Source organism: Gordonia rubripertincta, assembly GCF_038024875.1.
Classification (GTDB): Bacteria; Actinomycetota; Actinomycetes; order Mycobacteriales; family Mycobacteriaceae; genus Gordonia; species Gordonia rubripertincta.
Genome location: NZ_CP136136.1, coordinates 1,410,250 through 1,431,658, shown reverse-complemented (window position 1 = coordinate 1,431,658; position 21,409 = coordinate 1,410,250). Strand labels below are relative to the sequence as shown.

Sequence of the window (21,409 nt, the reverse complement as noted above, 5' to 3'; positions counted from 1 at the left end):
ATCAGACCTCGTTGAGGTCGACCGTCTTGGTCTCCCGGACGCTGAGCAGTGCGATCAGCGTCGTACAGGCGGCGACGGCGAGGTAGACACCGACCCAGCCGACGCCGTAGTCGGCCACGATCCACGTCGCGATGAACGGCGCGACCGCGGCACCGATGATCGACGAGACGTTGTAGGAGATACCCGAACCGGTGTATCGGACGTTGGTCGGGAACAGTTCCGGCAGGATCGCGCTCATCGGCCCGAAGGTGAGACCCATCAGCGTCATGCCGAGGACCAGGAAGAACAGCATCCGGCCGTTGCTCATCGACGACGGATCGAGGATCAGCGCGAAGAACAGACCGAAGACGATGATCATCGCCGTGATCACGAGAAGGAAGGCGCGACGGCCGTACCTGTCGGCGAGCCGGCCGGAGACCATCACGAACCCGGCGAAGAAGAGCACCGCGACGATCTGCAGCTGCAGGAAGTCGGCGTAGCTGAACGAGAGCTTCACGCCCGACGCGTCGGTCACCTTACCGGTGCCGTACGAGACGATCCACGTCGTCACGATGTAGAAGAGCGTGTACGTCGCGACCATGATGAAGGTGCCGGCGATCAGCTGACGCCAGCTGGACTTGACGACCTCGGCGAGCGGGGTCTTGACCTTCTTGCCATCCTCCACGGCCTTGGCGAACACCGGGGTCTCGGTCAGCTTGAGGCGCACGTACAGGCCGATGATGACCATGATCGCGCTGGCGAGGAACGGGATTCGCCATCCCCACGTCATGAACGAGTGGTCGGCGGGCGAGGTCTTCGCGTCGAAGTCGAGTCCGAAGATCAGCAGCAGGAACATGCCGTTGGCGAAGAAGAAGCCGATCGGCGCACCGAGCTGCGGCCACATGGCGGCCCAGGCGCGCTTGCCCTTCTCCGCGGTCTCGGTCGCGAGAAGCGCTGCGCCGGACCACTCCCCGCCGAGTCCGAGGCCCTGGCAGAAGCGCATCAGCGCGAGCAGGGCCGGCGCGAGATAACCCACCTGATCGAAGGTCGGCAGGAGTCCGATCACGAAGGTGGCTATACCCATGGTGAGCAGTGAACCGACGAGAGTCGCCTTGCGGCCGATGCGGTCCCCGAAGTGGCCGAACAGGACCGAACCGACCGGTCGTGCGACGAAGGCGAGTCCGAACGTCGCGAACGACGCCAGCAGTGCGGCCGTGTCGTCGCCCTTCGGGAAGAACAACACCGGGAAGACCAGCACCGCGGCGGTCGCGTAGATGTAGAAGTCGAAGAACTCGACGCTCGTGCCGACCATCGACGCGATGACGATTCGGCGCCGGGGTACCGGTGGCTGTTCGGGGTGGTCGATGTTGCGGACCGCGGACTCGCTCATTCGTGGCAGGTTACGCCAGCGATACCCCTCACGTGCGCGGGCGGGTGAGCCTCAGAGCCTCACCGGCCATCCGTTTCGCCGGTGTCATCCTCCTGCCCGGTTCGGGGATACGTCGTCTCGAAGGCCCGCACCGCCGCACCGACCGTGGGATAGACATGAGCCGGGTCGAAATCCATGAGAAGTCCCTCGGCGCGCAGGACCCGTTCGAGCTCGGGATCCACGCCGGCGAGGACGAAATGAGCGTTGCGTGAATGCACGAATGCGACGAGACGGTCGAGCACACCACTCGCCGAATAGTCGACGTAGGAGATGACCGTGCAGTCGAGAACCAGCCAACGCACCGGGTCGGGAGCCGACTCGACAAGCGCCACCACATCGTCGGAGAACCGGTTGACGTTGGCGTAGAACAGATCCGCGTCGTAGCGGAACACGATCAGTCCGGGAAGAGACTGCTGACCCGGCCGCGCGGGCCGATATTCTCGCTCTCGTCCGTGATCGGAGACCCCGACCACGAACCTCTCCGGGCGGTATTGCCTGCGGATGATCTCGAGCAGCGACACCACCATGGCCGTCAGGAGCCCGTCCTGCACCCCGAACACCACGACGACGATCGCGGTGAACACCGCGATCCCGAACTCCGTCCGCCGAATCCTCCACATGCGCCGGAACGAACGCACGTCGATGAGGTCGACCGCCACCAGCAACACGATCGCCGCGAGCACGGCATGCGGCAGGTAGGCCAGCGCCTTCCCGAGGAACACGACGGCGACGACCGCCGAGGCGGCCATCGTCAGGTTCGCGACCTGGGTGCGGCCACGCTGCTCCTCGAGGAACTGCGTCTTGGTCGGGCTGGCGTTGACCACGAACGTGGAGCTCAGTCCCGCAACGATGTTGGCCGCCGATAGGCCGACGATGTCGCGGTTCACGTCGGTCGTCTCACCGCGGGTGTGTGCGAACGCGCGGGCGGTGCCTGCGCTCTGGGCCAGGATCACCACCGTGCACCCCAAGGCAACAGTCGCCGCTTTCGGCACCGCGTCCCATCCGAGACCGGTGGGCAGGCCGAGGTGGGGAACCGTGCCGTGCAGGTCTCCGACGACCGAGACATCGTCGTCCCAGCCGAACACCGCGACCAGCACGATGGATGCCACCACCACCACGAAGGCCATGGGCAGCCGCGGGGCCACGCGACGCGCCATCAGCAGCACGCACAGCGACGCGAGCGCGAACCCCACCGACGCGACATCTGCCGATTCGAGGTCGTCGACGACCGCCGCGCAACGCTCCCACACCCAGCCCTCGGTGCGGCGCACACCGAGCAGTCCGGGGATCTGCTCGAGGATGACCGTGATCCCGGTTCCAGCCAGGAAACCCACCAGGACCGAACTTGACAGGAAATCAGCGAGGAAGCCGAGTCTCAGCAGTCGGGCGAACGCGAGGAACACCCCGGTGACCACCGCGACGAGCGACGCCCAGGCCAGCCACTCCTGCGAGTCGGGCTCCACTCCGACGACGCCGATACCGGCGATTCCCGATGCCAGCAGTGCAGCGGTCGCGGAATCCGCGCCGACGACCAGGAGCCGCGAGGCCCCGAGTAACGCGAAGGCGATCGCCGGCAGGATGATCGTGTACAACCCGGCCGACACCGGGACATGCGCAATCGAGCTGTAACCCATACATTCCGGGATCGCGACGGCCGCGAGCGTCACGCCGGCCACGAGGTCGGCACGCAACCAGGCGAGCCGGTAACCGCGCAACGCCGGCGGGACCAGCGCAGCGAGCCGGATCATGTCGAAGACGCTACCCCGGCAGACCTGCACCGAGCCGCACCTGGAAGGTCCTGGCACAAGCATGCGCAGGTTGACGGCCACGCGTTCTGGGTATCCGTGCAAGGCCATGAATCGAGGAGGCCCCCATGGATACCGCAGTATGGATCATCGTCGCCGTCGTCGCCGTGATAGTCCTACTCGCTCTTCTGTTGCTGTTCCTGCGTAAGCGTCAGGACGTCCGCCGGACGAAGGCTCATCAGATCCGCGAGAACGCGACGAGTCAGGTGTCGGAACTACGCCAACGCGAGGCGATCGCCGAGGAGTCCGAAGCGCGGGCGCGCAAGGCCCAGGCCGAGGCGGACGCCAAGGCCGCCGAGGCGAAACGGCTCAACGAGCAGGCGCGCGCCCACGGCACGCAGGCCGCAGAGAAGCGCGACGAGGTCGAGGGCACGTTTGCCCGGGCCGACCAGCTCGATCCCGATGTCCGAGGTGACCGCGGCGACCGCGCACCTCTCGGCAACGACCACCGTGACCCCGCAGGCCCGGGCCACGGAACTCCCGGTCCCGGCACGCACGGCCACGGGAACCCCGGTGCAGGAGCGCCCGGCCCCGGACGCCCCGGTACCGGAACCCCTGGCACGGCCGGCCATGATCCCGGCACGCATCCCGGCAGGCACGAACTGGGTGAACACCAGCCCGATGGCGGTCGGCCGGGCCAGCCGCCGCAGCAACACTGACGTGACAGGACGAACCCGGCGCGGGCGGCCCGATGGCCACCCGCGCCGGGTTTGTCGGTCTGTACGCGGGTCAGCTGCCGCGCTTGATCCACTCCTCGAGATGTGGTGCCTCGGCGGCGACCGTCGTGCCATCGCCGTGCCCGGTGTAGACCTTGGTCTCGGGATCGAGGGTGAAGATCTTCTCGGTGATCGAGGCGATGATCGTCGGGAAGCTCGAGTACGAACGGCCGGTCGCGCCCGGTCCGCCCTGGAACAGGGTGTCACCGGAGAACAGCACGCCCGCCTCGGGCAGGTGGATCACCGACGAGCCCGGCGAGTGGCCGGGGGTGTTGATGATCGTCAGCTCGGTGCCGGCGATGCCGATCTTCTGCCCGTCCTCGAGATCTCGGTGCGAGACCTCTGGATGGGTGTCGTTCCACAGCATGTCGTCGCCGGGGTGCAGCAGGATCGGCGCGCCCGTGGCGTCGGACAGTTCCGGTGCGACGGTGACGTGATCGTTGTGACCGTGGGTCAGCACGATCGCCTTCACCGTGCGGTCGCCGACGCCTTCGAGGATCGGTGCCGCCGAGTGAGCGGCGTCGATGATGATGACCTCGTCGTCGTTGCCGACCAGCCACACGTTGTTGTCGACGTCCCAGGTGCCGCCGTCGAGGCTGAACGTGCCCGACGTGACGACGTTGTCGATACGCAGCGCCGACATCAGAGTTCCACCACCGAACGCAGGACCTTGCCGGCCTCCATCGCCGAGAACGCGGCCTCGACGTCGTCGATGCCGATGCGTTCGGTGACGAACTTGTCGAGCGGCAGACGGCCCTGCTCGTACAGGTCGATCAGCATCGGGAAGTCGCGCTCGGGCAGGCAGTCGCCATACCACGAGGACTTCAGAGCGCCACCACGAGAGAAGAAGTCGACGAGCGGCATCTCCAGGGTCATCTCCGGCGTCGGCACACCGACCAGGACGACGACGCCGGCGAGATCTCGTGCATAGAAGGCCTGCTTGTAGGTCTCCGGGCGGCCGACCGCGTCGATGACGACGTCGGCGCCGTTGCCGTCGGTGAGGTCCTGGACCGCGGTGACCACGTCGTCGACCTTCGTGCCGTCGATGGTGTGGGTCGCGCCGAGTTCCTTGGCCCACTCGAGCTTGCCCGGGTCGCGGTCGATGGCGATGATCTTGGTCGCGCCGGCCAGCTTGGCGCCGGCGATCGCGGCGTCACCCACGCCGCCGCAACCGATCACGGCGACCGAGTCGCCGCGGCCGACGTTGCCGGTGTTCATGGCGGCACCGATGCCGGCCATGACTCCGCAGCCGAGCAGGCCGGCGACGGCCGGGTCGGTCTCGGGATTGACCTTGGTGCACTGCAATTCGTGGATGAGGGTCTTCTCCGCGAAGGCGCCGATACCGAGGGCCGGGGTCAGTTCGGTGCCGTCGGTGAGGGTCATCGGGACGCTGGCGTTGAAGGTGTCGAAGCAGTACCACGGACGACCACGCTTACACGCGCGGCACTCACCGCAGACGGCGCGCCAGTTCAGGACGACGAAATCGCCGACCTCGACGTGGGTGACATCCGAACCGACCGACTCGACGACGCCGGCCGCCTCGTGGCCCAGCAGGAAGGGGTACTCGTCGTTGATGCCGCCCTCGCGGTAGGCGAGGTCGGTGTGGCAGACACCGCAGGCCTTGATCGCCACGACGACATCACGCGCACCCGGATCCGGGATCACGATGTCGACGACCTCCGTCGGCGACTTCTTGCTGCGCGAGATGACTCCCTTGACTGTCTGAGACATGCGTTCTGGTTCCTTCCGAAACTGGGTTGTCAGCGTTCGTGCTCGTCTGTGTTCCCAGCCGTGGCGACAGGATCCACCCGTACCGGACACATCGTCACAACCTTATCCGTACCCGCCATGGTCGTCCACTCTTGGTCAACACCGTTCACTGTAGGTAGTCGCGGGTGTGCGCTACCCGGCCCAGGTTTGGTTGTACCCGCGATCGGGCACGCCTCGTGGGAGAACCGTTCGCGTCGACGACAAGGAGGCAGTCCATGGCGGAGAAGAAGCGCGACCCGGGACCGTCGGTCAAGGACGACGAGCTCTACGAGAAGCTGCGCGACGAGGGCAACTCGAAAGAGAAGTCCGCGCGGATCGCCAACGCCGCGGCCAACAGCTCCCGGTCGGATGTGGGCCGCAGCGGCGGCAAGTCCGGGTCCTACGAGGACTGGACCGTAGACGAGCTCAAGGAGCGCGCGAAGGAACTCGACATCAGCGGGTATTCCGACCTGAAGAAGGACGAGCTGGTCAAGAAGCTGCGCAATCACTGACCCTCAGCCCAGACAGCACCGAAGCCGCCGGCCCAGAAGGGTCGGCGGCTTCGGCGTGTTGATGGACGATGCCGGTCAAAGCGCCTCTCGGCGAGTGGCCGCTCGAAGCGGCAAAGGGTTGAGGCCCGGGGCTTGAATCCGTCACCGTCGAGGTCTTCAACTGCGGGGCCCGCGGATCTATTCCGAGCTCTCGATCGTGACCTCCGCCACGGCGATCCGTAGAGAAAATGCAGCGTATGTGCGATGGCGACCGGCGAACCTCAACTCGACTGACAGACTTCGATCGAAGTCTAGGAGTCGAGTTGAGGTTCGCCGGTCCCATTCCGGAATCATCAGCACCGCGCCACCGCGCTCTCCACGAAGATCATCGGCGAGAACGGCATCGAGCGCGCCTGTCAGATCATCGAGAACCTGCTGAGCTCGTCGACGTCGGTGTGAGTCGCGGCGGTCAGGGCAACAGGCCGGCGCGCCGGGCGGCGACGACGGCCTCGAGCCGCGACGACGCGTCGAGCTTGCGCATCGCGTCCTTCATGTAGCTCTTGACCGTGTGCACGGTCAGGCCGAGGGCCTCGGCGATCCGCGCGTTCGAGTAGCCGAGCGCGGCGAGAGACAGCACGTCCTGTTCGCGTCCGGTCAGCTCGACCGCGACCGAGTCGGCGGCGGCCTCGGCGAGCAGGAAATCGGTGACGGCGGCGAGTTGTTCGGCGAGCCGGGCGTCGTCGACGGTGTCGGCCAGCGACCGCAGTCGCGTGTAGGCGGCGGTCAGCCGGTCGCGCAGCTCGTCCTCGTTCTGTGCACCGTGCTCGAGCCGGGCCCGCGAGGCCACGATCTCCTGCTCGACGGCGCGCGCCTCGGCGGCCAGGACGTCGAGCATGCGGCCACCGATCGGATCGGGGGTGTGCAACGCACCGTAGATCACCGCGACCGGCGTGCGGTTGACGATGATCGGCGCGGCCATCATCGCGCGGAGTCCCTCGCGTTCGATGAGCGTGTTGTAGCGGTGGGTGATGTGCGGGGTCCGCAGATAGTCCTCGACCACCATCGGCCGGTTCAGCGAGACCACCTTGCCGCCCAGCCCGTGCCCCACGTCGACCGAGAGTCCGGCCAGCGCACCTACGTGGTTACCGGCGAAATGTTGGAGGCGCAGACTGGTCGAATTGTTCACGACGCCGGCGAAGGCCAAGGGCACTCCGCTCGATTTGCGCACCCGTCGCAACGCGTCGGTGACGATCCCGCTCAACGGCTCGGGCATCTCACCTCTCTATCCCCCTCTTCGGAGGGTGGCAGGGACTACATACAGCGCATCACACTGTGACTCAGCTTACTCAGTCAAGAGCGAGGTTCACGATGACACAGGCCACCATGACCCCCACCCACATGGTCGACCGCTGGTTGGCAATCTACGGGGCGCCCGACGCCAATGCGGCAGCACTCCTCGTCGACGACCACGATCCCGACGCGGTGGCGTTCACCGTGATCGAGGTCGAGGCCTCCGCGGACGACGATTCGGCCCCCGCCCCGATCACCACCGACGTGACCTACGGCGACCTCGCCGAGCGCTCCAAGCGCTTCGCATCGGCGCTCGCCGACCTCGGCGTCGGCCGCGGGGACACCGTCGGCGTGCTCATGGGCAAGCGCGAAGAACTCGTCGTGTCGCTGCTGGCCATCGCCCGCCTCGGCGCCGTCTACATCCCGCTGTTCACCGCCTTCGCCACCCCGGCCATCGAGATGCGCCTGACGTCCGGCAAGGCGAAAGTCGTCATCACCGAGCCCAGCCAGGCGTCGAAGCTCGAAGGCATCGACGGTGTCGAGACGATCGTCGCCGGCGAGCAGTTCGAGGGTCTGATCAGCTCCAGCGAGCCGATCGCCGAGTCCGTGGCCGTGGGCGGCGACGGCGCCCTGATCCTGCTCTTCACCAGCGGTACCACCGGTGCGCCCAAGGGTGTCCCGGTGCCGGTCAAGGCACTCGCCTCGTTCGTCGCCTACATGCACTACGGCCTCGACGTCCGCGACGACGACGTCTTCTGGAATGCCGCCGACCCGGGCTGGGCCTACGGCCTGTACTACGGCATCCTCGGCCCACTCGCGACCGGACACCGCAACCTGCTGCTCCACGCCGGCTTCAGCCCCGAGCTCACCGCACAGATCCTCGGCGGCCTCGGCGTCACCAACTTCGCCGCGGCGCCGACCGTCTACCGCACCCTGAGCAAGGACCCGCGGATCACCGGTTTCTCGCTGCGACGCGCCTCGTCGGCCGGCGAGCCCCTGACGCCCGACGTCATCGGCTGGGCCCAGCAGGCACTCGGCACCGAGGTCCGTGACCACTACGGCCAGACCGAGCACGGCATGTTCATCAACAACCACTGGCACGCCGACGTCCATGAGGCGCTCGTCCCCGGCTCGATGGGCAAGCCGATGCCCGGTTTCGCCGCCGGAATCGTCGACGGGCAGATCGCGATCGACGTGCCCGCCAGCCCGCTCATGTGGTTCAGCGGATACCTCGACGCCCCGGAGAAGACCGCCGCCCGGTTCACCGAGGACGGTCGCTGGTACCTCACCGGCGACACCGGCCGCGCCGACGAGGAAGGTCGCTACTTCTTCTCGGCTCGCGACGACGATGTGATCATCATGGCCGGCTACCGCATCGGACCGTTCGACGTGGAGAGCGTGCTGATCACGCACCCGTCGGTGGTCGACGTCGCGGTGGTCGGGCGCCCCGACGAACTGCGCGGTGAGGTCATCGAGGCGTTCGTCGTCCTCGCTCCCGGCATCGAGGGGACCGAGGCCCTCGAGAAGGAGCTGCAACAGCTGGTGAAGACCGAGTTCGCGGCGCACGCGTACCCGCGCACCGTGCACTTCGTCGACGCCCTCCCGAAGACCCCCAGCGGCAAGATCCAGCGCTTCCTGCTGCGCAAGGGATAGAGCCGACCGCGTCCCGGCGATCCCGGGACGCGGTCTTCCACGCGCGCGACCCAGCGGGTGCCCCCCTTCCGCTGGGCCGCGTCACCATCGAGCACCGCGGCCGGCTACCGCAATCCGGTCGGCCCGGTGACCTCGATCTCGGTTCGCAATGCCGCGAACCTTCGGCCGACGGGTCATTCGCCCCCCGATGACCCCTCGGCCGGCCCCTACGTTCCGTTGACCATGGCCTGCACCGAATCCGGCACGGTCTCACCGGAATACGTGATCGGCTCGTCGTAGACCGTTCTCATCGGTACGACACCGGTCCAGTCCGCAGACTCACTGCCCGGTCCGCCCGTCCGTGCCTTCGCAATCCACTGGCCGTCGACGATCGGCAGCCGTAAGGCCACAGTCGCCGCCAGTTCTCTGTGTGTGGTCTCCCGCACCTCGGTGACGCGACCCGGAATGAGCTTGTCCGACAACACCTCCAGCGCCGACTTCGCGTCGTCGACCGGCTCGAGGGCACCCCGCACCACCGCCGACCGGTAGTTGGCGGAGTGGTCGAAGAGGGTGTCGGCGATGACGAGCCCGTCCATCACGAACACGGTGAACGTGACGGGCGCACCGGCCGCGACATGCCGCAGCGCCCCGGCGCCGGTCGATCCGTGCAGCAGGATTGCATCGCCGTCGCGGGCGAAGAGCATCGGTACCGACCACGGCAGTCCGTCGACGACCGTGCTCAGCGTGCCGACCTTCGCCTCGTCGAGGAGTTCGTCGAGTGCGGCGCGGTCGGTGGCACGGGCGGGCTTCCGGGTGAGCGCGTCGAGCGGAGATGTCATGGCGCCCATCGTCGGGCACGGTCGCCGCCGGCTCAACCGATATAGCCGCCATATCCCTGTGCAACGAGGACCGAAGCTGTCCGCAATGGTTCGTAACGTGATTTTCACCAGCACGAATGATCATCAACGACGAACCGGAGAACACCGTGAGCACCTACACCACCCCCGAACTCAGCGTCGACGTCACCGGCGAGAAGCATGAACTCCTCACCCTTCTGCAGGACCAGCGCAACATGCTCAAGGTCACCGCCCGCAACCTCTCCGACGAGCAGGCCCGCAAGCAGACCACCGTGAGCACGCTGACGATCGGCGCCCTCATCAAGCACCTCGCCAACGGGGAGGAGAACGCCGCAAAGGTCATCACCGAGCGAGACGAGCACGCCGAATTCGACATGAGCCGGGCGACAACGGAATACGAGCTGACCGAGGGCGAGACCCTTGCCGGCTGGCTCGAGGCCTACGACCGCAACGCGGCAGCGCTCGACCGCGTCATCGCCGACGCGGAAAGCCTGGACGAACTCATCCCCCAGCCCACCGCGCCGTGGGCGCCCGAACGCGAGTGGTCGACGATCCGCACGATGCTCCTGCATCTGCTCCGCGAGACCTCCCACCACTGCGGCCACGCCGACATCATCCGCGAGGCACTCGACGGCCAGACCACCATGGGCGCCATCTCCGAAGGTCAGGACTGGGCCGACGCGGAATGGATGCAGTAACTCACTCGATGGTCACCACGCGACTGTGCCAACCGGTGGCACCCTCCGGAATGGGCGGCACCCGCTCCTCCGGTTGCGTCGCGCCGGTGGCGTCGGTCGCGCGGCAGTACAGCGTGTGTCGGCCGGGCGTGGCGTCCCAGGTCCATGTCCACTGCCGCCAGGTGTCGGTTGAGTACTCGGTGGCGAGGTCGGCCTGGTTCCACGGTCCGTCGTCGACGCGGACCTCCACCGAACCGATACCCCGATGCTGAGCCCACGCGGTGCCCGCGACGACCACCGGTCCCGCGGACGTCGTCGACAGCGGTGCGGGCCGATCGATCCGCGACGCCGTCTTGATCGGCCCTCGTTCGCCCCAGCCCCGCTGGGTCCAGTAGGCCTCCGCTCGATCGAACCGGGTGATCTCCCAGTCGACGACCCACTTGCACGCCGACACGTAACCGTAGAGACCGGGGATCAACTGCCGCACGGGGTATCCGTGCTCGAGGGGTAGCGGTTCGCCGTTCATACCGACGGCGAGCAGCGCGTCGCGGCCGTCCCGGATCGCCTCGAGCGGGCTTCCCGACGTCCATCCGTCGACGCTGGTGGCCAGCAACATGTCTGCGTCGGCGTGTACCCCGACCTCGGCGAGGATGTCGCGCATCGAGTAACCGAGCCAGCGTGCATTCCCGGCGAGGTCGCCACCCACCTCGTTGGACACGCACGAGAGCGTGATGATCCGCTCGATCGCGGGCATCGACTGCAGGTCGTCCCACCGCAGCGTCATCTCGCGGTCCACCATCCCGTGGATCCGCAACCGCCAGTCTCTCGTGGTCAGCTGCGGGACCTGGAGCGCGGTGTCGATCCGGTAGAACTCTCGATTGCCGGTGATGAACGGTGTCGCACCGTCGATCCGCAACTCGGTACCCGTCGGGACCGGCCTGCTCGCAGAGGTCGTGCGCGGCAACCGAAGCCCCATGCGTTCGGCGAGAGCGCCACCGGTGTCCGCGGCGCGGCGGGCCAGGCCGGCGCACACCGCACCTGTCACGACGACGACCCCGACGGCACCGACGAACTGGCGGCGGGACCACCCCCCTGAGCGGGACGCTTCCTCTTCGGACTCGTCTCCGACGGCACTCCCGCGCCCCAGCACTACCAGCACACCGGCGGCCACCAGCCCCGCGACAACCGGCGGAACGACGTAGGACGCCTCCATCGTCGGGCGGGCCAACGCCGCAATCACACCGACGGCCGCGAAGGCCACGACGATCAGAACCCCGGCGGGAGGGCGCTTGACCTGCAACACTCCCGCAGTCACGGCGATCAACAGGATCACCAGCGCCATACCTGCCAGCAGCGCAGGCTTGTCCGCGGTTCCGAAGCGGTCTATCGCGAACTCGCGGGCGAAGGCCGGCGCATGGTCGACGAGGAACGCCGCGACCGCGCGATACGGGGACGCGAACTGCGCGATACCGACCGCGACGAGTTCGCCGACCGCCAGGCCGCTTGCCACCGCGACGACACCGGACACCGCTGCCCGCACCGACGACTCTTGAAAGACTCGCACCATTGAACTCCGTTTCTGTCGAGGGGAGTTCGCGCGTCGACAGCGCCCGGATTGGATTGATCCGGAATCGGACCCATCCGCGACCACTCGAGCCGCGAATGACGTCATGAGTTCGGCCGGATGGTCGGACCACGACCTACTAGATTGGATGGGCCATGGCCATCAAACGAATTCAGCGCCTCGTGGTCGCGGCGTCCGGGCTGGTGTTGACCGTCGGCGTCATCGCCGGATGTTCCAGCGACGACTCCGATTCGGGCAGCAGCACTTCCACTACCACCGCCATGTCGTCGATGAACAGCGAGTCCGCCGACGCCGCGAGCGGGCCGGTCGGCCCCGGTTGTGCGGACTACGCATCGGCGAATCCCTCTGGCGCGGGCTCGGTTTCCGGGATGGCCATGGATCCGGTCGCCACCGCGGCATCGAACAACCCCGAACTGAAGACGCTGACGCAGGCCCTTTCCGGGCAGCTGAATCCGGATGTGAACCTGGTCGACACGCTCAACAACGGTGAGTACACCGTCTTTGCACCCACCGACGCGGCCTTCGCCAAGCTGCCGGCCGAAACCGTCGAACAGCTCAAGACCGACTCGGAACTGTTGACCAAGATCCTTACCTACCACGTTGTTTCGGGCCAGGCCACGCCGGACAAGATCGTCGGTGAGCACAAGACCCTCGAGGGTCAGACCGTGACCGTGACCGGATCGCCGGATATGCTCAAGGTCAACGACTCGAGCGTGGTCTGTGGTGGCGTCGCGACCGCCAACGCGCAGGTCTACATGATCGACACGGTCCTGACGCCGCCTGCGGCCGGGTGATTTCGTAAACAGATCAGCTCGCGGGCAACGGGTTACGCACCTCGAACCGCGCACGTCTGCCGAACAGTGACATGCCGGTTCCCTGGAGGAGGACACCCCTCCTCCAGGGAACCGGCATGTGTGCGTTCGGTACAAGGACGGGCTGTGACGGAAAGCAGAGATGACCGGCACATCTGGCCCATCCGGTTCTCACACGGTGTCGAATACGCTTGTGAGGCTGCGGTTCACAGCAGCCGAAACCTTCTCGGAGAGATTGGATCAACGATGATCAAGCGTGTTCCCCGTATCGCAGGAGCGGTGACCGGACTGGTCCTCGCCGTCGGCGTCATCGCCGGCTGTTCGAGCGACGATTCCGACTCGTCGAGCGAAACCACCAGCACCGCAACCGGTATGAGCTCGATGAGCGCGAGCGCCGCCGCCGACCCGGCCGCGAACCTCGTCGGCCCCGGCTGTGCCGCCTACGCCGAGGCCAACCCCTCGGGTCCCGCGTCGATCGCCGGCATGGCAACCGTCCCGGTCGCCACCGCGGCGTCGAACAACCCCGAGCTCACCACCCTGACCGCCGCGCTGTCCGGCCAGCTGAACCCCGACGTCAACCTCGTCGAGACGTTGAACAACGGTGAGTACACCGTCTTCGCCCCGACCGACGACGCCTTCGCGAAGCTGCCGCCGGAGACCGTCGAAAAGCTGAAGACCGACAAGGACCTGCTGACCAGCATCCTGACCTACCACGTCGTCGAGGGTCAGGCGACCCCCGACAAGGCTCTCGGTGAGCACACCACCCTCGAGGGCAAGAAGCTCACCGTCAGCGGCGAGGGCGACAACCTCAAGGTCAACGACGCGGGTATCGTCTGCGGTGGCGTCACCACCTCGAACGCCCAGGTCTACCTGATCGACGCCGTGCTGACCCCGCCTGCCTCGTAAGACCCACGACAGCAACAACTCCGGTGGGCTGACAAGCCCCGGACGCGGAAGAATCGGGACTCCGCGGACGCCGATGACCAGCCGATACACCGGCCTGCCGGGCAACCCGGCAACATGACACAACGCGCCGATTCCCTGAACGACGATGCTCGTTCAGGGAATCGGCGTGACTGCTGCGAACCGGAGCAGCACTCCGGTCAGGGCATGTACGCCCACCTCGATCGCGGGCGTCTTGTCGCCTGAATTGACGTGTGTCAATATTGACACGTGTCGAATAAGAATCTCCTGCTGCCACCGGGCCGCGGCCTGAGTGGTGACGAGACCGGGGCTGTCACCCCACTGCTGAAGGCGCTAGCGGATCCGGTTCGACTGCGGTTGCTGTCGGAGGTCGCTGCGCATCCGGGCGGCGAGGCGTGCGTGTGCGACATCTCGGGACCGTTCGAGCTGTCGCAGCCGACGATCTCGCATCATCTGAAGGTGCTGCGCCAGGCGGGTCTGGTGACCAGCGAGCGCCGCGCGACCTGGGGTGTACTACCGGGTGAACACCGAAGCGCTGCAACAACTGTCGGACCTGCTGCGGGATCTCGCCACGGTCGTGGGGGAAACGCGGTCGTGTGAGGCGGACCAGTGACCGCCACCGACACCGCGGTCGCGGGCAAGTTGTCGACGCTGGACCGGTTTCTGCCGGTGTGGATCGGCGCCGCGATGGTCGCCGGACTGCTGCTCGGTCGAGTCGTCCCCGGCCTGGGGTGACACTTTGGCGGCGGTCGAGCTCGACGGCATCTCGCTGCCGATCGCCCTCGGATTGCTGATCATGATGTATCCGGTGCTGGCCAAGGTGCGCTACGACCGACTCGACTCGGTCACCGGTGATCGTCGCCTGCTACTCGGGTCGTTGGCGTTGAACTGGATCATCGGACCGGCGTTGATGTTCGCGCTGGCCTGGCTCCTGCTCCCGGATCTGCCGGAGTACCGGACCGGACTGATCATCGTGGGTCTGGCCCGATGCATCGCGATGGTCATCATCTGGAACGACCTGGCGTGCGGCGACCGCGAAGCCGCTGCTGTTCTCGTCGCCCTGAACTCGGTGTTCCAGGTCGTCATGTTCGCCGTGCTGGGTTGGTTCTACCTCTCGGTGTTGCCCGGATGGCTGGGCCTGGAGCAGACCACCATCGACACCTCGCCGTGGCAGATCGCGAAGTCGGTGCTGATCTTCCTCGGTATACCCCTGGTCGCCGGCTTCCTCACCCGCCGCATCGGCGAGCGAACCAAAGGCCGCGACTGGTACGAGTCCTCGTTCCTGCCGCGTCTCGGGCCGTGGGCCCTTTACGGGTTGCTGTTCACCATCGTCATCCTGTTCGCGTTGCAGGGGGAGCAGATCACGTCGCAACCGTGGGACGTCGTGCGGATCGCTCTGCCGCTGCTGATCTACTTCGCGGTGATGTGGGGCGGTGGTTTCGTGCTAGGGGCCGCGATGGGGCTGGGGTACGAGCGAACCACCACAATGGCGTTCACCGCCGCGGGCAACAACTTCGAGCTCGCCATCGCCGTCGCGATCGCCACCTACGGTGCAACATCCGGCCAGGCCCTGGCCGGAGTGATCGGACCGCTCATCGAGGTCCCCGTCCTCGTGGCTCTGGTCTACGTGTCCCTGGCGTTGCGGAAGCGCTTCTCCGCCCCTGCCGCTGTCAGCCCGGATGCTTAACCCCGAGGGCCGATCACGGTTCGCGCGATCCGCGACCATCTCGAGACCCGAGTTCGCGGGCTCCTGTCCGGGCTCGCGGCCGAACGTGTGTGACTCCTCCGACCATTATTCACAGCTGAAAGGGCTTGTGTTCCATGTCTTCCTCTCGACCCAGCGTGCTGTTCGTGTGCGTCCACAACGCCGGCCGATCGCAGATGGCCGCCGGTTTCCTGACCGCCCTCGGCCGGGACAGCGTCGAGGTCCGCTCCGCCGGATCCGCACCTGCCGACTCGATCAACCCCGCCGCTGTCGAGGCGATGGCTGAAGTCGGTATCGACATCTCCGCGCAGTCACCGAAGATCCTCACCCCCGACACCGTCGAATCCGACGACGTCGTGATCACCATGGGCTGTGGCGATGCGCGCCCGGTGTTCCCCGGCGTCAGCTACCGCGATTGGGCCCTCGACGACCCGGCCGGTCAAGGCATTGATGCGGTCCGTCCGATCCGCGATCAGATCCGCGGGCTCGTCGAGGGCCTGCTCGACGAACTCGTACCCACCGACCAGCAGGTCGGCCAATGAGCGCACCACAGCAGGTGTTGTTCGTGTGTGTGAGCAACCGCGGAGAATCCTTGATGGCCGAACATCTCACGCCCACGGTCACCGACCGGATCGCAGCGTCCTCGGCCGGCACCACCGCCAAGATCGGCGGTCAGGCCAACGAGCTGTCCGCCCAGGTGCTCGCCGAAGTCGGCGCTGATGTCGCCGGACACGAGCCGCGGCAACTGACCGACGAACTGATGCGCACAGCTGATCTTGTGGTGGTGGTCGGCACCGCCGAGGTGACCCCGCCGGAAGGCGTCGCCCTCGAGGTGTGGAAGACCGACGAACCTTCGACGCGAGGCACCGACGGCGTCGAGCGGATGCGCCTGATCCGCGACGACATCACCAACCGGATTCGCGTTCTCGCCGAACGCATCACGGGGTAGGCGAGAACGCGAACCGAGGCTGTCAGCAGCAGGCTGTGCGCGCCTCGGCCTGGTCTGCGGCGTTGCCGCCGCAGCACACCGAACCCTGCTCGGCGTCCTCGGTGGCGTTCTGTTCCAACAGTTTCGGGCTGGTCCCGAACGTCTCGGAGTCAGCGAGCACGGTGTAGACCTCCCACTTCTCCTTCGCCGGTCCGGTCACCCACACCTTGTCCTGCGTCGCGAAACAGCAGGTGGAGTTGATCTCCTCCTGGGTGAACAGGCCCTCCCCAGACAACCGGGCGATCTCGGCGTGCACCTTCTCGCTCGACTCGACCTCGACGCCGAGATGGTTGATCGTGCCGCCCTGGCCGGGATTCTCCAGCAGCACCAGCTTCAGGGGCGGCTCGACGATCGCGAAGTTGGCGTATCCCGGCTTGCGTTTGGCCGGGGTGGTGTTGAACAGCTTGGAGTAGAACTCGATCGCGGTATCGAGATCATCGACATTGAGCGCGAGCTGCATACGGGACATGACCATCACCTTCACCTGTGAGACATATATCGAACTACTGACACCTGCAGGGTGCCACCTTTTCGACATATGTCAAGTGCGAGGGTATGGTCGGGTCATGCCCAAGACCTTGCCGATGGTCGACATCAGTGCTCCTATCTGCTGCGCGCCGGTGTCCGCGGCCCCGCTCGATGACGACACCGCGCTGGAGATCGCGTTGCGGCTCAAGGCGATTGCCGATCCCGTCAGGATCAAACTCGTCTCGATCCTGCTCGCCGATACCGGTGACGGAATCTGCACCTGTGATCTCGCGACCGCGGTCGGGCTCACCGAAGCGACTACGAGTCACCATCTGGGGCAGCTGCGCAAGGCCGGGATGGTCGCACCCGACCGACGAGGGATGAACGTCTACTACCGCGCCCGCCCGGACTCGCTGGAAGCACTACGCAATGTCCTCAGCGCCACCACGGGATGCTGCTGAACCAGCCGTCTGGCGTGACGCATCCCCCTGGCATCGGATTCTCGGCCCGGGGCCTATCGTCGTGACTGTCGGTGTGATTCCGTTCACAGGTGGTGGCAACTGATGCATGATGGCAACAGCCGAGGCACCCCACCGAGGAGGTCTGCGTGACCGAGATCGACGCCACCGACGCCGTCCGCTCAGCCAGTGATCCCGAGCCCAGCACGTCGTCGGGAACCGAGTCCCCGCTGCGGGACGTCATCATCATCGGCGCCGGCCTGTCCGGCATCGACTGCGCCTATCGCCTGCGCGAGCAGAATCCGGACGCCGACTACCTGATCCTCGAACGTCGGCCCCGAATGGGCGGCACCTGGGACCTGTTCCGGTATCCGGGTGTCCGCTCGGACAGTGACATCTTCTCGCTGAGCTATCCGTTCGAGCCATGGCGCAAGCCAGGTGCACTGGCCGAGGGCGCCGACATCCGGAAGTACATCGTGCACACCGCGCACAAGTACGGCATCGCCGACCAGATCCGCTTCGAGCGGCACGTGCTGACCGCGGACTGGGATTCCTCGACCGACACCTGGACACTCGGCGTGGAAGTCGGCGAGGGTGCGGACAAACGCACCGAGACCTACCGCTGCCGGTTCCTGCTCTTCGCGACGGGCTACTACGACTACGACCAGCCCTACACGCCGCGTTTCGCGGGCGCCGAGGACTTCACCGGGCAGATCATCCACCCCCAGCACTGGCCGGAGGACCTCGACTACCGGGGCAAGCGCGTCGTCGTCATCGGCAGCGGCGCGACGGCGGTGAGCCTCATCCCCAACATCGCCGACGACGCCGCGCACGTGACGATGCTGCAGCGCTCGCCGTCGTACATCTTCTCGTCGAAGCAGAAGGCCTACCTGGCACCGGCCCTCAAGAAATTGCTGCCACCGGCCGCCGCCCATCGGGCGATCCGTCTCCGCTATGCGACGCAGACCGCGGCGATCGTGCACCTGACCCACCGCTTCCCGAAGCTCGGACGCAAGCTGATCCGCGCCAACGTCGCCGCGAACCTGCCCGACGACTATCCGGTCGACGTCCACTTCAATCCGACGTACAACCCGTGGGATCAGCGCATGTGCATGGTCCCCGACGCCGACCTGTTCCACGGCATCACCGAGGGGTCGATCGAGATGGTCACCGACCACATCGACCGCTTCGACGAGACCGGTGTGCGTCTCACGTCGGGCCGGCACCTCGACGCCGACATCATCGTCACCGCGACCGGCCTGCAGCTGCTCGGATTCGGCGGGACCCGTCTGCGCGTCGACGGCGACGAGGTGAAGCCACACGACCGCTTCGTCTTCAAGAGCCACCTGCTCGAGGACGTCCCCAACCTCGCGTGGTCGGTGGGCTACACCAATGCGTCGTGGACGCTGCGTGCCGACATGACCGCGCGATCCGTCGCGACCCTGGTGAAGTACATGCGCGAGAACGGCTACACGCATGCCTACCCGCACCTCGGGTCCGAGCCGATGACGGCGCAACCGTTGTGGGATCTCAAGGCCGGGTACGTCGAACGGTCTCCCGACGCGCTGCCGAAGTCGGGCACCCACGGGCACTGGAAGGTGCGCCACAACTACTACCGGGACGCGCTCGATCACCGCATCAGCAAGATCGACGACTCGATGGTGTTCGGGCGCATCTGAGAACACCCCGCGGGCCCGAACCGGTGTGTCGGGCCCGCCGGCGGCAGCGTTACGCCGTGTGGTCCAAACGGTCGAGATTTGGCGGCAGATGTCCGATCTGTGCTGGTCAGACCTTGCCCGGCGTCTGATGGGGCGTTGATACTCGAACTCGGCGAGCGCCTCCGCCCGCCACGACCGCGCCGGTCTCGCCGGCCCGTCGGCACGAGGAGTTCGCCCCGATGACCTACCCACCTGGTCCCCTGCCCCATCCCTCGACGCCCTTCGGTGCGGTCCCTCCTCGGCCCCGGAACCGGCAGGCCCTCACCCTCGTCCTCGGGGCGATCGTCGTCGTGCTGGCCCTCGTACTCGCGGCGGGGATCGTCTTCGTGGTGAAGGCCCGCAAGGGGGACATCTACGTACCGGGTCTCACGCTCGCCGCGGTCAACGACCCCGGCATCGACCCGTTCACCGATCCGGTCCTCGTCGCCGGCGCGGGGAACCTGCCTGCCAACGTCGCCCTGACGGCGAGTGCCGGGGCACCGGACATGGGTGGCCGCGCGGTCAACGGCACCGAGGCCGGCCTGTACGCGACGGGCGACACCATGGCCTGCGACACCGCGGCACTCAGCAACCGCCTGATGGCCGATCCGGCGAAGGCCGCCGCCTGGGCGAGCGTCTTCGGGATCAGCACGGCCGCCATCCCGCACTACCTCAACACCCTCACCCCGGTGGTGCTCACCGCCGACACCTGGGTCACCAACCACACCTACACAACGGGGCGGGCCGAGCCGTTCCAGTCGGTGCTGCAGCGCGGCACATCGGTGTACGTCGACGCCGCCGGTGTCCCGCGCGCGATGTGTTCCTGCGGCAACCCGCTCGCCCCACCGGTGTCGGCGCCCCTCGGCGGATATCGACTCGAAGGTCAGCCGTGGCCGGGCTACCACACCCGCGAGGTGACCCGCATCGCCTACAACAACCAGAACGTCACCGCGGTCAACCGCTCGACGACGATCGTCTCGGGTGCGCCCACGCCCGTCGCGAACGCCAACGGCGGGTCGGTCCTGCAGCTGCTCAACTTCCTCACCGGCGAGATCATCCCGCAGACGCTGGGCGGTCTACTCGACCTGTCGGGTCTGCCACCGCTCTCCGAACCGCTGCCCACACCGGCGTCGCTGAACACCCCCTTCACGGCGGGAACCGACGAGGACGCCGAACGCAACGGCCTGCTCGAGGCCGGTAACCCGGCCGCCGCGCCGGCCGTCGAGAAGCGTGCCGCCGAGGACAACGGGCTGCCGGTCGGCACACCCGCCTCCGACTCACCCGCCGAGTCACCCTCGGGAGAGCCGGGTTCGGGCGTCCCGGGTTCGGCGGAGGTGCCGGCCCCCGGTTCGGCCGAGCCTCCCGCGTCCGAGAACCCCGCCGCCCAGAGTCCACCGGAGGCCGCATCCGTGCCGACCTCCTTCAGCGGCGCCGGCGACCTGATCGGCAGCTTCGTCTTCGACGACGCCGGCCTGTCGGTCAGCTGTGCGGTCCCGGCCGGTGCAGCGTCGGGCACCATCACGCTGGCGTGCAGCGACGGCGTGCCGCGCTCGGTGAGTGCCGCGGCGCTGGAACGGGCCGCCGTCCTCGGCGCGACCGACGCGACGGGCGTCTGGACCCTGGCGCTCTCGTCCCGGGCCGTCGTCGTCCGGTCCGCCTCCTGGACCGTTGCGCAACCGGAGATCCCCAGGTCGGCGCCGCCCGCGGAGACATCGACCGAGACCTACGAGGCGCCGCCGGAGGAAACCCACACCGAGACACCGACCACCACCGAGCCGACCACCGAGTACGCCCCGCCTCCCGAGGAGCCCTCCCAGGCGCCCGAGTCGCCGGCGGAGGTGCCTTACTCGTCACCGGCTGCATGAAAATATTCAGGCTCTGACCGGGTACTATGCTCCCGGTCCTGGGAGAACCGTCTGCGTGGTCAGCCGGGCGTCCCAGAGCGGGGTACGGTTCGAGCAATCGTTCAGCAATAGGTCTGATCAACCGACCAACAATGTCGCCCCGGTCACCTAACCTGAACCCCGAGACGGGTTCGCGGTCGTTCACGTCTGAGCCGGCTCATCCGGGCTGTCCGTCGACGAACCGACACCGCAGCCACCCGAAGCCCGCTGTAGCACCGGGCGGTCTCGATCTCAGCGCACGAG

Annotated in this window: 19 protein-coding genes and 2 pseudogenes; 13 read left to right on the top strand and 8 right to left on the bottom strand. The window is 67.1% G+C overall.

The features are described 5' to 3' along the window. Position 1: 1 nt before the first annotated feature. Both RVF83_RS06465 and RVF83_RS06460 read right to left on the bottom strand, forming a co-directional pair. A complete protein-coding gene (locus RVF83_RS06465; protein WP_005200735.1) occupies positions 2 to 1,369 on the bottom strand; it encodes an MFS transporter in 1,368 nt (455 codons plus the stop codon). 59 nt (positions 1,370 to 1,428) lie between these two features. Further along, positions 1,429 to 3,156 carry a SulP family inorganic anion transporter gene (locus tag RVF83_RS06460; protein WP_005200733.1) on the bottom strand — a complete coding sequence of 576 codons (1,728 nt, stop codon included), beginning with the start codon at positions 3,154 to 3,156 and terminating at the stop codon, positions 1,429 to 1,431. 125 nt (positions 3,157 to 3,281) lie between these two features. Here RVF83_RS06460 and RVF83_RS06455 point away from each other — a divergent pair, with 125 nt between their 5' ends. Then, positions 3,282 to 3,872 (top strand): hypothetical protein, encoded by a 591-nt coding sequence (locus RVF83_RS06455; RefSeq protein ID WP_005200731.1) that lies wholly within the window; start codon positions 3,282 to 3,284, stop codon positions 3,870 to 3,872. Positions 3,873 to 3,942: 70 nt separating this feature from the next. On the opposite strand, the gene RVF83_RS06450 is transcribed toward RVF83_RS06455, so the two are convergent. Beyond that, positions 3,943 to 4,572 carry an MBL fold metallo-hydrolase gene (locus tag RVF83_RS06450; protein ID WP_005200729.1) on the bottom strand — a complete coding sequence of 210 codons (630 nt, stop codon included), beginning with the start codon at positions 4,570 to 4,572 and terminating at the stop codon, positions 3,943 to 3,945. Next, complete coding sequence (locus RVF83_RS06445; protein ID WP_005200727.1) at positions 4,572 to 5,660, bottom strand: S-(hydroxymethyl)mycothiol dehydrogenase; 1,089 nt, start codon at positions 5,658 to 5,660, stop codon at positions 4,572 to 4,574. Before RVF83_RS06445 ends, RVF83_RS06450 begins: the two co-directional genes overlap by 1 nt. Positions 5,661 to 5,914: 254 nt before the next feature. On the opposite strand from RVF83_RS06445, the gene RVF83_RS06440 reads away from it, so the two are divergent. After that, the gene (locus tag RVF83_RS06440) at positions 5,915 to 6,190 is read left to right on the top strand and encodes a DUF7218 family protein (RefSeq protein ID WP_005200724.1); all 276 of its coding nucleotides are present in this window, start codon (positions 5,915 to 5,917) and stop codon (positions 6,188 to 6,190) included. Between the two features lie 448 nt (positions 6,191 to 6,638). On the opposite strand, the gene RVF83_RS06435 is transcribed toward RVF83_RS06440, so the two are convergent. Further along, entirely contained in the window at positions 6,639 to 7,442 is an 804-nt protein-coding gene (locus RVF83_RS06435; protein WP_005200723.1) for a helix-turn-helix transcriptional regulator, read from the bottom strand. 95 nt (positions 7,443 to 7,537) lie between these two features. On the opposite strand from RVF83_RS06435, the gene RVF83_RS06430 reads away from it, so the two are divergent. Then, on the top strand, positions 7,538 to 9,112 hold the full coding sequence (locus RVF83_RS06430) for an AMP-binding protein (protein WP_005200720.1): 1,575 nt from the start codon (positions 7,538 to 7,540) through the stop codon (positions 9,110 to 9,112). Between the two features lie 206 nt (positions 9,113 to 9,318). On the opposite strand, the gene RVF83_RS06425 is transcribed toward RVF83_RS06430, so the two are convergent. Continuing rightward, entirely contained in the window at positions 9,319 to 9,930 is a 612-nt protein-coding gene (locus RVF83_RS06425; protein ID WP_005200718.1) for a pyridoxamine 5'-phosphate oxidase family protein, read from the bottom strand. A 116-nt stretch (positions 9,931 to 10,046) separates the two neighbouring features. Here RVF83_RS06425 and RVF83_RS06420 point away from each other — a divergent pair, with 116 nt between their 5' ends. Beyond that, entirely contained in the window at positions 10,047 to 10,646 is a 600-nt protein-coding gene (locus RVF83_RS06420) for a DinB family protein (RefSeq protein ID WP_005200716.1), read from the top strand. 1 nt (position 10,647) lies between these two features. Here the strand turns inward: RVF83_RS06420 and RVF83_RS06415 are convergent, their stop codons facing one another. Continuing rightward, on the bottom strand, positions 10,648 to 12,192 hold the full coding sequence (locus RVF83_RS06415) for a molybdopterin-dependent oxidoreductase (protein WP_005200714.1): 1,545 nt from the start codon (positions 12,190 to 12,192) through the stop codon (positions 10,648 to 10,650). Positions 12,193 to 12,344: 152 nt separating this feature from the next. Between RVF83_RS06415 and RVF83_RS06410 the strand changes: the two genes are divergently transcribed. From RVF83_RS06410 to RVF83_RS06385, 6 genes and pseudogenes are all read left to right on the top strand, one after another. After that, positions 12,345 to 13,004, top strand: coding sequence for a fasciclin domain-containing protein (locus RVF83_RS06410; RefSeq protein ID WP_005200713.1), 660 nt, complete (start codon positions 12,345 to 12,347; stop codon positions 13,002 to 13,004). 264 nt (positions 13,005 to 13,268) lie between these two features. After that, entirely contained in the window at positions 13,269 to 13,928 is a 660-nt protein-coding gene (locus RVF83_RS06405; RefSeq protein WP_005200712.1) for a fasciclin domain-containing protein, read from the top strand. A gap of 267 nt (positions 13,929 to 14,195) precedes the next feature. Further along, positions 14,196 to 14,559: pseudogene (locus RVF83_RS06400) on the top strand (ArsR/SmtB family transcription factor). Continuing rightward, positions 14,556 to 15,633: pseudogene (arsB, locus tag RVF83_RS06395) on the top strand (ACR3 family arsenite efflux transporter). The pseudogenes RVF83_RS06400 and arsB overlap by 4 nt, the downstream one beginning before the upstream one ends. A gap of 134 nt (positions 15,634 to 15,767) precedes the next feature. Then, a complete protein-coding gene (locus RVF83_RS06390) occupies positions 15,768 to 16,193 on the top strand; it encodes an arsenate reductase ArsC (protein ID WP_005200708.1) in 426 nt (141 codons plus the stop codon). Further along, positions 16,190 to 16,600: a low molecular weight phosphatase family protein gene (locus RVF83_RS06385; RefSeq protein WP_005200707.1), complete on the top strand. Its 411-nt coding sequence runs from the start codon at positions 16,190 to 16,192 to the stop codon at positions 16,598 to 16,600. Before RVF83_RS06390 ends, RVF83_RS06385 begins: the two co-directional genes overlap by 4 nt. Before the next feature lie 22 nt (positions 16,601 to 16,622). On the opposite strand, the gene RVF83_RS06380 is transcribed toward RVF83_RS06385, so the two are convergent. Further along, complete coding sequence (locus tag RVF83_RS06380) at positions 16,623 to 17,108, bottom strand: ArsI/CadI family heavy metal resistance metalloenzyme (protein ID WP_005179519.1); 486 nt, start codon at positions 17,106 to 17,108, stop codon at positions 16,623 to 16,625. 97 nt (positions 17,109 to 17,205) lie between these two features. Here RVF83_RS06380 and RVF83_RS06375 point away from each other — a divergent pair, with 97 nt between their 5' ends. From RVF83_RS06375 to RVF83_RS06365, 3 genes are all read left to right on the top strand, one after another. Then, positions 17,206 to 17,568, top strand: coding sequence for an Rv2640c family ArsR-like transcriptional regulator (locus RVF83_RS06375; RefSeq protein WP_005200705.1), 363 nt, complete (start codon positions 17,206 to 17,208; stop codon positions 17,566 to 17,568). 146 nt (positions 17,569 to 17,714) lie between these two features. Further along, positions 17,715 to 19,244: a flavin-containing monooxygenase gene (locus RVF83_RS06370; protein ID WP_005200704.1), complete on the top strand. Its 1,530-nt coding sequence runs from the start codon at positions 17,715 to 17,717 to the stop codon at positions 19,242 to 19,244. 218 nt (positions 19,245 to 19,462) lie between these two features. Further along, a complete protein-coding gene (locus RVF83_RS06365) occupies positions 19,463 to 21,127 on the top strand; it encodes a DUF6777 domain-containing protein (protein WP_005200702.1) in 1,665 nt (554 codons plus the stop codon). The last annotated feature ends 282 nt before the right edge of the window (positions 21,128 to 21,409 follow it).